Source organism: Congzhengia minquanensis (assembly GCF_014384785.1).
GTDB lineage: Bacteria > Bacillota > Clostridia > UBA1381 > UBA9506 > Congzhengia > Congzhengia minquanensis.
Window position 1 is genome coordinate 50,747 of record NZ_JACRSU010000005.1, and the last position, 15,700, is coordinate 66,446.

13 protein-coding genes are annotated in these 15,700 nt (G+C 45.6%); 8 read left to right on the forward strand and 5 right to left on the reverse strand.

Features of this window, described 5'->3' with window-relative positions; translation table 11 throughout:
• Nucleotides 1-24: 24 nt before the first annotated feature.
• The 4 genes from H8698_RS11780 to H8698_RS11795 form a co-directional block, all read right to left on the reverse strand.
• Entirely contained in the window at nt 25-2,166 is a 2,142-nt protein-coding gene (locus tag H8698_RS11780) for a Tex family protein (RefSeq protein ID WP_249313687.1), read from the reverse strand.
• A 6-nt stretch (nt 2,167-2,172) separates the two neighbouring features.
• The gene (locus H8698_RS11785; RefSeq protein ID WP_249313688.1) at nt 2,173-3,825 is read right to left on the reverse strand and encodes an S-layer homology domain-containing protein; all 1,653 of its coding nucleotides are present in this window, start codon (nt 3,823-3,825) and stop codon (nt 2,173-2,175) included.
• A gap of 124 nt (nt 3,826-3,949) precedes the next feature.
• Nucleotides 3,950-5,494 carry an S-layer homology domain-containing protein gene (locus tag H8698_RS11790; protein WP_249313689.1) on the reverse strand — a complete coding sequence of 515 codons (1,545 nt, stop codon included), beginning with the start codon at nt 5,492-5,494 and terminating at the stop codon, nt 3,950-3,952.
• Between the two features lie 106 nt (nt 5,495-5,600).
• Nucleotides 5,601-6,071, reverse strand: a complete 471-nt coding sequence (locus H8698_RS11795) for a hypothetical protein (RefSeq protein ID WP_249313690.1) — start codon at nt 6,069-6,071, stop codon at nt 5,601-5,603.
• 288 nt (nt 6,072-6,359) lie between these two features.
• On the opposite strand from H8698_RS11795, the gene H8698_RS11800 reads away from it, so the two are divergent.
• The 5 genes from H8698_RS11800 to H8698_RS11820 are packed head-to-tail and all read left to right on the forward strand — an operon-like array spanning nt 6,360 to nt 11,329.
• A complete protein-coding gene (locus H8698_RS11800; RefSeq protein WP_249313691.1) occupies nt 6,360-6,992 on the forward strand; it encodes a sugar transferase in 633 nt (210 codons plus the stop codon).
• A 4-nt stretch (nt 6,993-6,996) separates the two neighbouring features.
• Complete coding sequence (locus tag H8698_RS11805) at nt 6,997-7,746, forward strand: GNAT family N-acetyltransferase (RefSeq protein WP_249313692.1); 750 nt, start codon at nt 6,997-6,999, stop codon at nt 7,744-7,746.
• 16 nt (nt 7,747-7,762) lie between these two features.
• The gene (locus tag H8698_RS11810) at nt 7,763-8,956 is read left to right on the forward strand and encodes a glycosyltransferase family 4 protein (RefSeq protein ID WP_249313693.1); all 1,194 of its coding nucleotides are present in this window, start codon (nt 7,763-7,765) and stop codon (nt 8,954-8,956) included.
• Nucleotides 8,957-8,970: 14 nt separating this feature from the next.
• Nucleotides 8,971-10,074 (forward strand): glycosyltransferase, encoded by a 1,104-nt coding sequence (locus tag H8698_RS11815; protein WP_249313694.1) that lies wholly within the window; start codon nt 8,971-8,973, stop codon nt 10,072-10,074.
• Complete coding sequence (locus H8698_RS11820; RefSeq protein ID WP_249313695.1) at nt 10,019-11,329, forward strand: O-antigen ligase family protein; 1,311 nt, start codon at nt 10,019-10,021, stop codon at nt 11,327-11,329. Before H8698_RS11815 ends, H8698_RS11820 begins: the two co-directional genes overlap by 56 nt.
• 20 nt (nt 11,330-11,349) lie before the next feature.
• Here the strand turns inward: H8698_RS11820 and H8698_RS11825 are convergent, their stop codons facing one another.
• Nucleotides 11,350-11,721 (reverse strand): helix-turn-helix domain-containing protein, encoded by a 372-nt coding sequence (locus H8698_RS11825; protein ID WP_249313696.1) that lies wholly within the window; start codon nt 11,719-11,721, stop codon nt 11,350-11,352.
• 300 nt (nt 11,722-12,021) lie between these two features.
• On the opposite strand from H8698_RS11825, the gene H8698_RS11830 reads away from it, so the two are divergent.
• From H8698_RS11830 to leuC, 3 genes are read left to right on the forward strand one after another with little or no spacing between them, the layout of a single operon-like run.
• The gene (locus H8698_RS11830) at nt 12,022-12,255 is read left to right on the forward strand and encodes a FeoA family protein (RefSeq protein WP_177680232.1); all 234 of its coding nucleotides are present in this window, start codon (nt 12,022-12,024) and stop codon (nt 12,253-12,255) included.
• Nucleotides 12,252-14,411: a ferrous iron transport protein B gene (gene feoB / locus H8698_RS11835; RefSeq protein WP_249313697.1), complete on the forward strand. Its 2,160-nt coding sequence runs from the start codon at nt 12,252-12,254 to the stop codon at nt 14,409-14,411. Before H8698_RS11830 ends, feoB begins: the two co-directional genes overlap by 4 nt.
• A 22-nt stretch (nt 14,412-14,433) precedes the next feature.
• Nucleotides 14,434-15,696, forward strand: coding sequence for a 3-isopropylmalate dehydratase large subunit (gene leuC / locus H8698_RS11840; protein ID WP_249313698.1), 1,263 nt, complete (start codon nt 14,434-14,436; stop codon nt 15,694-15,696).
• Nucleotides 15,697-15,700: the final 4 nt, after the last annotated feature.

The following is a 15,700-nucleotide window of genomic DNA, read 5'->3' on the forward strand; positions in this document are numbered from 1 at the left end:
AAAGCATAAAACTAATCAAATTAACTAAGCATCTTTCATTGACAGTGAAATTCTGTTTTTCACAAGGTCTACGGCTAGCACCTTAACAGAAACCACATCACCTACACTCAAAACTTCCTTGGGATGTTGAATGTAGCGTGCGCAAATTTGCGAAATGTGCACCAGTCCATCCTGGTGGACGCCAATGTCAACAAACGCGCCGAAATCAATCACGTTCCGAACGGTTCCGGTAAGAATCATTCCGGGCTTTAAGTTTTCAATGGACATCAGTTCCGATTTCAAAATGGGTTTTGGCAAATCGTCCCGCACATCGCGCATAGGCTTCTTAATTGCTTCGATAATGTCCATTATGGTAATTTCACCAGTATTGGTTTCTTCTGAAATCCGTTTTAAATCCAGTTTTTTTATTTCTGCGTCAAACTTACCCCGGTCAAGGGACACCACAGATGCGCCGGTTTTTTCTAAAATCAGTTTGGCGGTTTGATACGATTCCGGATGAACAGGTGTTGCGTCCAGCGGATTTTTCCCGTCTGTAATGCGCAGAAATCCAGCGCACTGCTCAAACGCTTTTGCTCCCAGCTTTTTTACCTTCATCAGCTGTTTGCGCTCGGTAAATTTGCCCTCGGTTTCCCGATAGGCCACAATGTTTTTCGCAATGGATTTATTAATTCCGGAAATATACGAAAGCAGCGGCACCGACGCCGTGTTCAAATCCACGCCCACGGCGTTCACGCAGGATTCCACCGTTCCCGCAAGGGCCTCGCTGAGCCGTTTCTGGTTCATATCGTGCTGATACTGCCCCACGCCGATGGATTTCGGTTCAATTTTCACAAGTTCGGAAAGCGGGTCCTGCAGCCTGCGAGCAATGGAAACCGCACTGCGCTGCGCAACGTCGAAATCCGGAAATTCCTCCGTACCCAGTTCTGATGCGGAATAAACAGACGCGCCGGCTTCATTTACCACTGCATATTTCACTTCGTGCTTTGTTTCTTTTATTAACTCAGAAATAAATAACTCAGACTCTTTTGACGCGGTGCCGTTCCCAATGGAAATTACATCCACGTTCCACTTTTCAAGCCTGTTAAGCAGCATTTTTTTTGCTTTTTCCTTGTCGTGGTGCTCCAGTGTAAAAAAGGCCACGGTTGTGTCGAGCACTTTCCCCGTTTCGTCCACCACCGCAATTTTGCAGCCCGTCCGGTAGCCCGGGTCTACCCCCATGACGATTTTCCCCTTCACCGGCGGCTGCATGAGCAGGCGGCCCAAATTATCGGAAAACACATCAATGGCAGATTCCTGCGCCCGGTCTGTTAGCTCCACGCGGATTTCGTTTTTCACAGATGGGGCAATCAGCCGTTTTAATGCGTCCTCCACGGCGGAAACCACCATTTCGGTAAGGCGGCCGGTGCCGTCCTTTTTCACATACAGCCTGGAAATACCCTGCACGATATCTGCGTCTTCAACGTCTAACGATACCTTTAAAAAGCCTTCATTTTCACCGCGGTTGATTGCCAAAACTCTGTGATTGGCAATTTTCCGCACCGGCTCTTGAAAGTCGTAATACATGGCGTAGGTACTGTCTTCATCTTTTGCTTTTTTCACCGTCATAAATCCGTCGTTCCAAATTTTTCTGCGGACAAAGGCCCTCACCTGAGCGTTGTCGGAAACGGTTTCTGCGATGATATCAAGCGCGCCGGCAAAGGCCTCCTCTGCCGACTCCACGGTCTTGCCCACCAGCGCTGACGCGGCCTTTTCCACTTCCGCTTCCGTGACAGTTTGTGCCAAAATCAGATCTGCCAACGGCTCCAAACCTTTTTCTTTTGCCATAGAGGCCCTGGTTTTGCGTTTCGGACGGTATGGCCTGTATAAATCGTCCAGCTCTGTCTGGGTCGAAGCCTTTTCAATCTTTTCTTTTAATTCATCGGTGAGCGCGCCCTGCTCACCGATAAGCCTCAATATGTCGTCACGCTTTTCTTCCAGGGCGCGAAGCTGTTTCAGACGCTCATAAAATTTTCTAAGCAGTGCATCGTCGGCAGAATTTGTCAATTCTTTCCGGTAACGCGCAATAAAAGGAATGGTGTTGCCCTCGTCAATTAAAGTGACTATGTTAGAAATCACCTTGTCTGACAGGGAAAACTCCTCTTTTAGCTGCTTAAATATTTTATCCAATGCAAATTACTCCTTTAATGAATTGACAAATGCCGTCAGCATGCCATAAACCATCTTGGCCGCTTCCTGTCTTGTTGCGAACTGGTTTGGATTAAAGTTTCCGTTGTCATCGCCCGAGATGATGCCCAGTCCATAAATTGCAAGAACGTGGTCTTTCGCATAGTCGCTGATGGTCCCGTAATCTTTAAACACAGAACTGCTTGCCTTGTCTGCACGGATTCCGTTTGCTTCCAGCACAGTATTAATAATTTTTGCCATATCCTGACGCTTAATCTTCTGGCCGGTTCCAAACATGTTTTCACCAATACCGCTTACAATGTTGTTTTCATACGCGCTGGCAACATAGGAATAGTACCACGCTCCCTCAGCTACGTCTTTAAAATCAACCTTTAATGCTGTGTCGTTTAAATCAAACAGCTCAACCACCAGCTTTACAAATTCTTCCCTGGTGATGCTGGCATCCGGCTCGAAGGCGGTTTCGCTCTTGCCGTTGATAATGCCGCGGTTATAAAGCGCCGCAATAAAGCTTTTTCCCCAGCCGTTTGCATCTGCAAAGGGATAGGATAGCGATTTTACAACATAAACGCCGTCTGCCTTCACCTGTGCTAATATTCCTTTTTCCGACGGAACGGAATATTTCACCGGAACAAGCTTTCCGCCGCTGAATTCATAAATCATGGGGCTTTGTGCCTGTGTGGAAATTTCAATCACATTGGCGGTGTCTGCTTTGGTTTTAATAATAAATCCGCCACCCAATAGCTCGTCCGTAATACCGTCATAAGATTCTAAAACGGTGTAGTTGCCGGTTTCTTCTTCTGTCGGCTTTGTGTCATCCGGCTTGTTGTTATCTGAAGTTCCGCCATTTCCACCGCCGCCCGTGCCGCCATTTCCGCCGCCGGATTGGGAGGAGGATTCTTTCTTGCAAACGCCAAGGTCGTCAAGGGCCGTTGCCACCGAGGACTTGTCGCTTTGCGGAACTTTACTGTTTAAAAAGGTAACTAACGTGTCAACCATCTGCTGGTAGGTCACGGTTTTGCCTGTCTTGCTGATATAGCCGTCCCAAACCGCATCGAAATCATCAGCAAATGTTTGGCTGACGAAATTTACATCAAATTCGCCGTCTTTAAATTTTAGCATCGGTTTGCTTTCGTTAATTTCCGGTATTATGGTAAACAGATTTGCAACAACACCGGCAGTAATTCTGTCCTCGGTAAAGATTTTTTCTGCCGCCGGATAACGCTTATACAAAACATTCATCAATTTTTCCATGCCCTTAAGCGTTGCATTCGAAGCATTTTCCAGCTCAATTTTCTTTTGAAGAATATCGGCGTAAGTGAGCCGAATCCCTGTTTCATCTTTAATACAGGTAAAGGACTGAAACACCCTCCTTAACGTCGGCTTGTCCACGGAATCACCGACAATTTCTTGAATTATACCGTCCATAGCACCGGAATCTAAGTTAAGCAAGGCCGCGCTTACACCGGTATCGGTTGTAATAAATGGCCGAAAATAACTAATGTAACCGTCACGCTGTTCCGTTGTATATTCTGCAAGTTTATTTAAAACCGAATCTAAAATTCCGGAATCTTCTCCCGAAATAACGCCAGCCGGCATGATAACCAGCACAACAGCAAGTATAATAGAAATAATTCTTTTCATAATTTATCCTTTCTGCTAATCCTATTTCATATATTTGTTTCATCTGGCAAAAAGACCGCAACTAAATATGAAACGTCATTGCGTTTTCAATCCGTTGCGGTCTCATTCATTTAAAATTCAGCTATTATTTGCTCATAAAGGTGTAATATTCTAAACCATTGTAGAGCATCTTAGCGGCTTCTGCCCTTGTTACATCATTAAAAGGCTTAAAGGAGCCATCCGGATAACCACCGACAATTCCAAGGTTGGTTGCTTTGCCTACATATTCTCTTGCATAGCCTTGAATGTCTGCTGCATCTGTATAGGTCATAGATGTTGAAGCATCTGAGTCTTCGGTGAGTCTCATAATAACAGTAATCAGTTCCTGTCTGGAAATTGTGCGGGTGGGTTTAAATTCCCCGTCATCATAACCGGTGAAGAGCTTCTTTTCAACTGCAATATTTACATAACCTCTTGCCCAATCTGCGATCGTAGCATCATCTGAGAATCCGGAGTTTGCATCTGCCACTGCAGCGTCAGGTGTCAGACCCATTGCACGAACCAGAGCAACCGCAATTTCCTGACGGGAAATGCTGATGTTCGGTCTAAACGAACCGTCTTCATAACCAATAAAGATTTTTCTCTCTGTCAGGTTCATGACATACGGTACTTCCCAGCTGCCTGATGTCATATCGTTAAACAGCGGTTTTGATGTGTTGTACGTCGGCGTTGTCAAAACAAACTCATCATCCGTAGAAGTGCCCGGTCTGTTCGGTCTTGTTGAACCACCGCCGGGGCGTGTAGGATCCGTATCATCCGTATCATCCGGATCTTCTTCATCAGCCGGTCTTTCTGCCGCTGACTGACCTTCTTTGTAGAGATTAATATCTTCATTTGCAAGAACAATCTTTAAATTGTCTTTCTGTTCGTCAGAAAATGAGTTAAACATTTCTACAACACCGGTAAGAATATCGAAACCTTTCTGAAGGTCGGTGCCTCTTGATTCTACATCTACACCGTTAATTGAAGAATACTCCAATGTACTTCCAAGATCCTTAGCAAAGGTCTTGCTATATGTAGAAAGCACAAAATCGTCGTTTCTGTCATTTGTCATTTTAAAACGGCCGTTAAACGGTGTAATCAGGTTCAAGAAATTTGCACTGTCAATTTCATGAAAATCTAAGCCTGTTTCTGCATCGTCAGTGATATATGCGTCAAACAGTGCATCTGCCGCAGCTTTTTCTTCAGCATTTAACTCAAGAGGCGTTTTCTCGAACACCCCGTTTACAGGATCTTTGCCAAAATTGTCGAGAGATTCTTTTCTGGCACTTAAACTGGTGTTTTTATAAAGCTCCAGTAAAAAGATAAACTGATCGCTGTACTTATCTTTTACCTGGTCAACAAACTTATTAAAGATAATTTGCATGTCATCGTTTGCCGGTAAATCTTGTTCGCCTTTCAAAGCGGCAATAATTGTGTCAATGCCGTTTGTTCCGTCAACCATATATGCTTTAAATACCATCCAAATTCGAATGCGCTGGCCTGGATCTTCTGGCATATACTTACAAAACTCAGTTACAATCTCTGAAATTTTGCTTTCGGGCACATCAATTGAACCTGCCGCAAACGCCGGAGTTACTGACGTAAGCAATAAGGCAGATGTCAAAATGGCACAAAGAAACTTTTTCATTTTTAACACTCCTTCGTATTTTTGTAATATTATATTTTTATTTTAACCATGAGCAAAATACTGATATACCCCAATCGATTTTGCGAGGCATGGTTACCTCCTAAAATTATTCCTCCAACAAGTGCAGGTATTTTGAATAATATTGTTTAATTTGTTCTTTGTTTTCATCCGTTAGGTTCTCCTGCAGAATTTGCATTGCCTGCGTAAGCTCTTCCTGACTGATTCCGTCCTTTGCAAAAGACAAAAGCCGGGAATATTCCTCAGAGGGCAGCGCCTTTGCCAGAAGGGACAGCACTGCAAACTTGTCGCTCACAGAAATTTTCGACTCTAATCGTTTCATTGTTTCGGCGTCAAGCTTTATTTTAAGATTTTCTGCCGGGCCTGCATCATTCCCCTCGGTAACCACCGGAAGCTCCACGCTGCCATTGTCTTTCAGCAGGTCGCTGTCGCTGATGGTCTGTGTCACTTTTGAAAACATTTTGTTTACGGCCACATTAAACGCAACAACACCGCCAATGACCAAAACAGCAAAAACAATACCTGCAATAAGGAGTCTTTTTTTCGTAGATTTTTTCACGCCGGGCCTCCTTAAGTGCATAAACAAATGACACTGTTTTATGTTATTATATCGCGAATTGCTGCAATTGTCAATTCTTATTCCATATTTTTTTATTATTTTTCTGTTACAGCCATGCAGAGCACTGTTTTTATTAATAGTATATATTATGACTATGAAATTATCAAGTATAATTTGAAAATTTGTTGATTTTTTTTTGAACTTATGGTATGATAAAGACAAATGATAATATGTGGTGTTGTATGCAGTTTGTTTGCATGCATCTCCCGGCTCCGGAGGTAACTTAAAATGTACCGTTTCTTGTTTAAACGCGTGCTTGATATAATTATTTCTCTTATTGCTTTGCCCTTTGTTTTGGTCATTTCTCTAATTCTGTCTGTCGTTATTTTTTTTGACGACGGCGGAACGCCTTTCTATTTTGCAGAACGGCTGGGCAAAAACGGCAGAGTTTTTAAAATGTATAAACTGAGAACCATGAAAAAAAATATGCCCGATCTGCGCAATCCCGACGGCTCTACATACAATTCAGAAGACGACTATCGCTTAACTTCCTGCGGCAAATGGATTCGGCGGTTTTCGTTAGACGAGCTGCCCCAGGTTTTGAACGTGCTGAAAGGTGAAATGAGCCTTGTAGGGCCCAGGCCGGATTTGCCCTCTCAGGAAAAATTCTATGTGGGCAATGAGCGCGACAAGCTTTTGGTGCGGCCCGGCATTACGGGTTATTCCCAGGCCTATTTCAGAAACTCCATTAGCTGGAAGGAACGGATTGGGTTTGATATTTTTTATATCCAGAATGTTTCCTTTATAATGGATATGAAAATTATTTTGAAAACTGTTACAGCTTTGTTTCAATCAAAAAACATTTACAATACAGCCGTTCCATCTCCCTGTCCAACGGTGGAAACTGTTGTGAAGGGGTGAAAAAATGTCATTTGCAGTTCACGGTCTTGCGTGGGACACAGAATATTTCGGCTTTCCCTGTGCAAACATTGATATTTCGGGGACGCTGTCGGATAACGACGCAAAAGAACTGGTTCGGTTATCAAGGCAATACCGGTTTGTCACCATCCACAACCCGGATGCATTGATTGGCAACGAAAAAACAATTTTAAGCTTACCCAATACGATAAAAACAGATGTCAATATTCGGCTGTGCAGTTCAGACCCTGCGGGCATTGAGGGGGCTGTTTCTGCACTGCCGTTAGAAATAAAAGAGGGATATTCCGTTGTTTTGGACAATAATATGCCCCTCAGTCCCGATGTGTTTGACGCTGTGCAGGGTTCGTTCGTCCATTCCCGTTTTTATCAGGACAAGCACATTACAACGGAAAAGGCCGACGGCGTGTTTTATAACTGGCTGAAAAATGCTCAGAACAGGCCGGACAAGTATTTTTGTATTTGCAGATATCAAGGCCGCTGCGCCGGTGTTATGCTGCTTTCTTTCATCGACAAAAAAAGCATAGTCATTGAGCTGTTATCCGTCTGCAAAACGTTTCAGAACACGGGAATCGGAACCTTAATGATGCGCCGGCTGGGCGTGTTTCGTGCTGAAAAAAACGTGACAAAAATTTTAGTTGGCACACAGGAGCGCAACAGCGCGGCTTTGGCCTTTTATAAAAAAAATAATTTTAAAACAGACAGAAAAACCCATATATATCATATGTGGAATAATTGAAGGAAATGAAGTCTGCATGAATATACTTTATCTTACATCCGTTTTCCCGCGTCCTGAAAACGGCGCCACCATATATACTGACCTTGCCTGCGAGCTGTCCCGCAGGGGACACAGTCTGACGGTGGTGGTTGCGGATGGAAAAAAAACGCAGAAACAGGCGCAGTTGGGAACCGAGCGCGGTTTGGAAGTTCTTCGCGTCCGCACCGGAAACCTATATAATGTGGGCTTTTTAAAAAAAGGACTGGCAACCCTTTTGCTCAGTCATCACTTAAAAAGAGGCATAATGCGGTTTTTGAAAAACAGGACGTATGACCTGATTTTGTATGAAACGCCGCCCCTTGCCGTTTATAAAACGGTTCAATATGCGAAAAAAAGATTTGGTGCATCGTCCTTTTTAATGCTAAAGGACATTTTTCCGCAAAACGGCGTAGACCTGGGAATTTATAAAAAGAACAGCTTCATATTTCAATATTTTAGAAGACAGGAAAATGCGCTTTACCGCGTGTCGGACAAAATTGGCTGCATGTCGAAAGCCAATATGGAATATATGAAAAAACACAACCCGGCGGTATCCGGCAAGGTAGTTTTTTTCCCCAATACCAAGGCGGTTTCTGAAATGCCGGCAATTTTGAAAGCGTCTGTCAGGGAAAAATTCCATCTGCCAGCGGACAAAACCATTTTTGTATTTGGCGGAAACATTGGGCTTCCTCAGTCGCCAGACGCCTTAATTGCGTGCGCGAAAAAAATTTGCGAAATGGAAAAGGCCTTTTTTCTCGCCGTTGGACGGGGAACGCACACCGAGTATGTGCGCCATGCGCTGAGCAACGCGGACAATTTTATGGTTTTAAACGAATTGAAGCGGTGTGATTATGAGGAATTGCTGTCTGCATGTGATGTCGGTCTGATTTTTTTAGACAGCCGGTTTACGGTTCCCAACTTCCCCTCCCGAATTCTTTCCTATATGAATTTTTCTCTGGCAGTTTTGGCCTGCACCGATAACGTCAGCGATATAAAAGACTTACTTTCGGAGGCTGGCTGCGGTTTTTGGTGTAAGAACGGTTGCCTTGCGCAATTTAAACAGTTTGCCAGAAAACTGTGCGAAAATCCTCAAATGCGGGAAGAAATGGGACGAAAGGGCTATTTATTTTTTAAAGAGCGTTTAAACCCAGGCATAAGCGCAGATTTGCTAGAAACATATATGGGAAATTGAATGGGTGAAATTTGATGAACGTGTTATACCTTACGAACCTCCCGGCGCCTTACCGTGTAGATTTTTTTAACGAGCTGGGGAAAGAGGTGAACCTGACTGTTTTATATGAACGCCAAACCGCCGGCGACAGGGACGCGCGCTGGCGCAGCAGAAACGCTGAAAACTTTCGCGAACTCTATTTAGGCGGTGTAAAAATCAGCGCGGCGGCTTCTTTTTCCCGAAACGTCCTGCACTATTTGAAAGACAATTCTTTCGACGTGCGAATCATCGGCGGATACAGCACACCAACCGAAATGCTTGCAATCAGGTATATGAAACGGCATAACATGCGGTATATTTTAAGCATAGACGGCGGTTTTCCTGCAAAGGAGCATCCGCTTTTAAAAAAGATAAAAACCTATTTTATTTCGGGCGCCGCCCTGTATTTGGGAACCGGGAAAAACGCAGCCGGCTATTTTACTCACTATGGTGCAGACCGAAATAAGATTTTACAATATCATTTTACGTCCCTTTTTAAAAATGACATGTTAGCGGCGCCGCCCACGGAGCCGGAAAAAATAAAATTAAGAAAAGAGCTGGGCATTTGCGCAAAAAAAATGGTTTTGTCCGTTGGGAGGCTGCTGCCTTTAAAGCGCTACGATTTATTAATTGAAGCGGCGAAAGACTTTCCCGACACGGAAGTCGTCATTGTGGGGGGAACGGCCGACCGTTACCATATGGAGCTTATTGACCGCATGGGGGCAAAAAACGTGCGGTTTATAGACTTTTTACCCTACAGCGGCCTGGTTCGTTACTTTCGCGCGGCAGACGTGTTCGTAATGCCGTCTGATTCCGACGTTTGGGGAATGGTTTTGGTTGAGGCAATGGCAAACGGGCTCCCGGTAATTGCCACAGACAGCTGCGGCGCCGCGCCCGACTTGATTTTAGAAGGGGAAAACGGGATGATTGTGCCAAAGGGCAATATGATGAAAATTCGTGAAGGGCTTGCATTTTTATTATCTTCAGACCACACACGATATTGCTTTGGAAAAAAAAGCCTTTCTGTTATAAAGGAGTATACGATTGAAAACGAGGTACGCGACCACATACAGGCGATTGATACATTCATGGGCAGATAACATCATATCCTTATTAGATGTGTTTTCCGCTTTTCTGCAGACCAGGCTTGCCCCTGCCGTAAACGGTGTTACCAGGCGGTTCCCCCGGATTGCAGAATTTTTTAAAAACCTTACGCCAAAAAAACTGTTCGCCTTTTTGTGTATGGTGTCTGTTCTGTCGCAGATTGATTTTTTGTCTGAAATCTGGCTTGTCCGTGCCGCGGTTATTTTGCTATGGTTCATGGCGTTTCTTTTTTTTGCCGCAAAGTCGCGCCTTAAGCTGCAGCGGGAGACGTTGTTTTTCCTCTGTCCCATTTTAATTTTTGATTTACTCACATTTTTAACCGGTCTGGTGAAAGGAAACCTTTCCGGTTATCTGTGTTCGCCAATTACCTATTCGGCAAACCTCTCTGCGTTTGTATTCCTAACAGGGTCGCTGGCCGGCGCTGTTTCGGGAAAAAAACTGATTCTTACCGGCGCTAAGGTCTATGTCCTCTGTGCCATTTTCATATCCATTTACACCATCATAACCAGTTTTTCAGGAATTTGGCTCTCGGCTGAAACCTATGTTTATTCCCGCAAAAACTCCCTGGCTCCGATCATTTTAACAGCGGTTTGCTGTATCATGTTTTTAAAAATTATTAAAAATGTAAAACTGAACACACTGCTTTTGGTGTTGTTTATCGGCTTTATGGTGCTTTTAAAAAGCCGCGCGTCCATCATTGGACTCGCGGCCGCTTTGGTTGTGTGGTATGTGTGTGTGATAAAGAATAGGCGAAAACGCCTTTACATTATCATTGCTGTTCTTTTGGCAGTTCTGCTTGTCCTTGTCATACCGGCCTTGCGCGAACTGGTAATTGGAAACATTATTTTTAACAACCGCGCATCTTTAGGCGTAAACGAAATTACCTCTGGGCGTTCAGAACAGTTTACTCTCATATTTCTGGCAAATTTTCCAAATGCCCCGTTTTTCGGAAGCGGAAGCACTTACATCGAGTCGCTGCCATTAGCTGCCCTGCTCTCTTTCGGAGTTGTTTCCGCGCTGCCGCTTCTCATTTTTGCGGCTGTCCCCCTGCGCACGGCGACTCTGTTTAAAAATGGCCCGGTTCCAAAATCGTATGTATTGTTTTTAAAGGCAGCCTCCATTGCATTTTTAATCAACTGCCTTTTTGAGGAACGCGCGCCGTTCGGCCCCGGTATCACGTATTTTTTTCTCTGGTTCACCAGCGGTTTTTTCATCGGCTGTAAAAAAAATCTTTCCGTTTCCATCCGCTGACGAAAAACTGCTAAAAAAAGCTACATTATCGTGGTTAAATAACTGTAAAACTCAATCAATGCAATTTTTACCCTGGGCTCTGCATTGCTGAGGTCCAGCTTGTCCCCGAAGTCTAAAACGTTGCCAATCTGCTGAAGCTTAAACATTTCGTCACTGTCGGGTACAGTCATCTTCACTGAGCTTCTTCCCAAAAGAAAATCGATGCTCACATCAAAATAATCTGCAATTTTCCGAATCATTTCGTGATCGGGCTGTCTTTTCTCTGATTCATAATTTGCAATGCAGCTTCTGGAGATATTGAATCTCTTTGCCAGTTCGCCTTGCGTCATACCACGTGACATCCTCAGCTTTCTTAAATTTGCCGAAAAGACAGTGCTCTCTAATTCTTTCACAATCCCTTTTTACTCCTTTCTGAAAAATTTGTCAAAAATGATAAAATTCTAAATCATTTTGATGATTTTAAGTATATCAGTAAAATTGTATAAAATCAATACGAAATCCGCTAATTTTTTGTTCATCTTAAAATTGAAACATTTTATGTTTTTTTCGTGACATTGCCCATTTGCCCCTTCGCCGCCTTGACATCATATTGCCGAGATGATAAAATAAAGATGTGTAAAGTACCAATTCTGTTTCGTTGTTTTTTCACATATAATGTTAGATATATATTAATTTCTAAAGGGGCAAACAGCATGACATTGGATAAATTAAAACCGGGCGAAAGCGGCACGATTGTGGCAACAAACGGCGAGGGTGCCTTAAGACGCAGACTGCTGGACATGGGCCTTACGCCAAAGACGAAGATAACCGTCCGCAAGGTTGCGCCCTTAGGCGACCCGGTTGAACTTTATTTGCGCGGCTATGTGCTGACCATCCGGCATGAAGACGCGGCAAAAATTGAAATCACAGAGGTGATAAATTCATGAACTATCTCGCCTTAGTCGGCAACCAGAACTGCGGAAAAACCACGCTGTTTAACCGGCTGACCGGCTCAAACCAGCACGTGGGGAACTTTCCCGGCGTGACGGTGGAAAAAAAGGAAGGTGTTTTATTAAAATATAAAGATTACAGCGTTGTGGATTTGCCCGGCGTTTATTCACTTTCCCCCTATACCTCGGAAGAAATTGTCACGCGGGACTTTGCTTTAAAAGAACACCCGTGCGCCATTATTAATATTGTAGACGCAACAAACTTAGAGCGCAACCTCTATCTTTCCCTCCAGCTTATGGAGCTTGGAATTCCCATTGTCATTGCTTTAAACATGATGGACGAGGTGCGCCACAACGGAAACACCATCGACATTTTAAAGCTTTCGCAAAACTTAGGCGTGCCGGTTGTGCCCATTTCCGCCGGGAAAAATGAAGGCATTACCGAACTTGTGAAAACCATTATTAAAGTTGTTGAGAAAAACGAGCCCCCAAAAAAATTCGACTTCTGCGACGGCGCCGTTCACCGTGCGCTGCACGCCATTGCACATTTAATTGAAGATCACGCAGAAAACAGCGGCTATCCCCCGCGGTTTGCGGCCACGAAGCTCATTGAGGGGGACGAGCTGATAAAATCGGCTTTAAACCTCCCGGCAAACGACGCACACGTAGTCGAGCACCTCATCCGCGAGATGGAGGAGGAACTGGGCACCGACCGTGAGGCCGCTTTGGCCGATATGCGCTATAACTATATCGAAAAGCTTTGCGCCACCTGTTCAACGAAGGCCGGGGAAACACAGGAACAAATCCGCTCAGAAAAAATCGACCGGGTCTTAACCCACAAGCTGTTTGGCATTCCCATCTTTTTGTGCGTAATGCTGTTAATTTTTTATCTGTCCTTCACCCTGATCGGAGCGCCATTGCAAAATCTTTTAGAACAGCTGATCGGCGTTGCCTCAGGCTGGCTGGACAACCTGCTGTCTTTCGCCGGTGTCAGCAGCTGGGTTCATTCCCTGGTAATTGACGGGGCGCTGGCGGGCATTGGCAGCGTTTTATCCTTTATGCCGATTATTGTTCTGCTGTTTTTCTTTTTATCAATTTTAGAAGACAGCGGTTATATGGCCCGGGTAGCCTTTGTGATGGACACGCTTCTTCGCAAAATCGGCCTGTCGGGCCGGTCTGTGGTGTCCATGCTCATTGGATTTGGGTGCAGTGTTCCGGCAATCATGTCTACGCGAACGCTCTCCTCTGAGCGGGACAGAAAAATGACCATTGTGCTGACACCTTTTATGTCGTGCAGCGCCAAGCTGCCCATCTATGGCATGATTACTGCGGCATTTTTTCCCGGCCATGCGGCGCTGGTGCTTTTAAGCATGTATGTACTGGGGATTCTGGTGGCGGTTTTGTCGGGCCTTTTGCTGAAAAACACCGTGTTCCGCGGAAAGCCCACGCCCTTTGTGCTGGAGCTTCCGGCCTACCGGCTACCCTCTGCCAAAAGCGTTTTCATTCACATGTGGGAAAAGGCCAAGGACTTTTTAAAAAAGGCCTTTACGATTATATTTGCTGCCTCCATTGTCATCTGGTTTTTGCAGAACTTTGACGCGCGGCTTAACATGGTGGAAGATGCGTCCCAAAGCATGATTGCCTCCATCGGCTCATTCTTAGCGCCCATCTTTGCGCCGCTGGGATTTACCGACTGGCGGGCCTCTACCGCGCTCATCACCGGCCTTTCCGCAAAGGAAACCGTGGTGAGCACGCTGACGATTTTAACGGGAAGCGCCACAGACGCGCAGCTTTCCGGTGCGCTTGCTGCAATGTTTTCTCCGGCTGCTGCCATTGCGTTTTTGTCGTTTACCATTCTTTACATGCCCTGTGTTGCGGCCTTTGCCGCGTCAAAACGGGAAATGGGCTCTTTAAAAGGCGCGGTTTTAGCGGCGGCATATCAGACCGGAATTGCATATCTGGTGGCATTTATTGTTTATAAAATTGCAGGAATTCTGTTTTCCGGCGGCGGCTCCACCACCGCAGACATTGTTGTGGTCGGCTTTATTGCTGTGCTGTTGGCCGTGGCTGTGGTGTCGTCTGTCAGAAGCAAACGGCACGGCTGCGGCGGCGACTGCAGCAAGTGCGGAAAGGGCGTTACCTGTCAAAAATAACGGATTAAAAGGGGTGTAACATATGGGAATGACCATAACACAAAAAATTCTTGCTGAAAAATCCGGCCAAAGCCAGGTGCGGCCGGGGCAACTGATTATGGCGGAAACCGACCTGGTTTTGGGAAACGACATCACCGCGCCGGTGGCCATTGACGAATTTTATAAAATCGGCTGTGAAACCGTGTTTGACAAAACCAAAATTGCGCTGGTGGCCGACCATTTTACACCCAATAAGGATATTAAATCGGCCCAGCTGAACAAAAAAATGCGGGAATTTGCCCACAGGCACGCGATTACAAACTATTTTGACGTAGGCCGCGCAGGCATTGAACACGCACTGATTCCCGAGCAGGGACTGGCCCTGCCGGGCGACCTGATTATCGGTGCCGATTCCCACACCTGCACCTACGGCGCTTTGTGTGCGTTTTCAACAGGCGTTGGCAGCACCGACATGGCCGGGGCCATGGCCACGGGGAAAGTGTGGCTGAAGGTGCCCGAGGCCATACGGTTTCACTTAACGGGCAGTCTGCCTGAATTTGTCAGCGGCAAAGACCTTATTTTAACCATTATCGGACAAATCGGGGTGGACGGCGCACTGTACCGGTCAATGGAATTTTCAGGCAGCGGCATAGCCTCCCTGTCCATGGACGACCGCTTCACGGTGTCGAACATGGCCATTGAAGCCGGGGCGAAAAACGGAATTTTCCCTGTGGACGAAAAAACAGAGGACTATCTGTTCGAGCACGCAAACGGCAAACCATACTGCAGGGTTGCGCCGGACAAGGATGCAGAATATGTTTTAGAATATGAAATCAATCTGTCCGCTTTAGAGCCTGTGGTTGCTCTTCCGCATCTGCCGGACAATGTGCGCAAAGCGTCTGAGCTTGGCGCCATTTCCATTGACCAGGCGGTGATTGGCTCCTGCACCAACGGGCGCATCAGTGATTTGCGCACGGCAGCAACCATTCTTTCCGGTAACCACGTTGCTGTGCGGACAATTATCATTCCCGCCACCCAGGAAATTTATTTGCAGGCCGTAAAAGAAGGGCTTGTTCAAACATTTATAGAAGCAGGCGCAGTGGTGAGCCCTCCCACCTGCGGGCCTTGTCTGGGCGGACACATGGGGGTTTTAGCCAGCGGAGAACGGTGTGTATCCACCACCAACCGAAACTTTGTGGGACGGATGGGACACCCGGACAGCGAGGTTTATCTTGCTTCGCCGGCGGTTGCCGCACAGTCTGCCATAGAAGGCAAAATTGCAGTTCCCGGCAGAAAAACGATATAAAAGG

What these genes read in the sequence shown, in the direction of transcription:
- H8698_RS11785 (WP_249313688.1), bottom strand. Translation starts at nt 3,825, where the DNA reads ATGAAAAGAATTATTTCTATTATACTTGCTGTTGTGCTGGTTATCATG.
- H8698_RS11790 (WP_249313689.1), bottom strand. Translation starts at nt 5,494, where the DNA reads ATGAAAAAGTTTCTTTGTGCCATTTTGACATCTGCCTTATTGCTTACG.
- H8698_RS11800 (WP_249313691.1), top strand. Translation starts at nt 6,360, where the DNA reads ATGTACCGTTTCTTGTTTAAACGCGTGCTTGATATAATTATTTCTCTT.
- H8698_RS11805 (WP_249313692.1), top strand. Translation starts at nt 6,997, where the DNA reads ATGTCATTTGCAGTTCACGGTCTTGCGTGGGACACAGAATATTTCGGC.
- H8698_RS11810 (WP_249313693.1), top strand. Translation starts at nt 7,763, where the DNA reads ATGAATATACTTTATCTTACATCCGTTTTCCCGCGTCCTGAAAACGGC.
- H8698_RS11815 (WP_249313694.1), top strand. Translation starts at nt 8,971, where the DNA reads ATGAACGTGTTATACCTTACGAACCTCCCGGCGCCTTACCGTGTAGAT.
- H8698_RS11830 (WP_177680232.1), top strand. Translation starts at nt 12,022, where the DNA reads ATGACATTGGATAAATTAAAACCGGGCGAAAGCGGCACGATTGTGGCA.
- feoB (WP_249313697.1), top strand. Translation starts at nt 12,252, where the DNA reads ATGAACTATCTCGCCTTAGTCGGCAACCAGAACTGCGGAAAAACCACG.
- leuC (WP_249313698.1), top strand. Translation starts at nt 14,434, where the DNA reads ATGGGAATGACCATAACACAAAAAATTCTTGCTGAAAAATCCGGCCAA.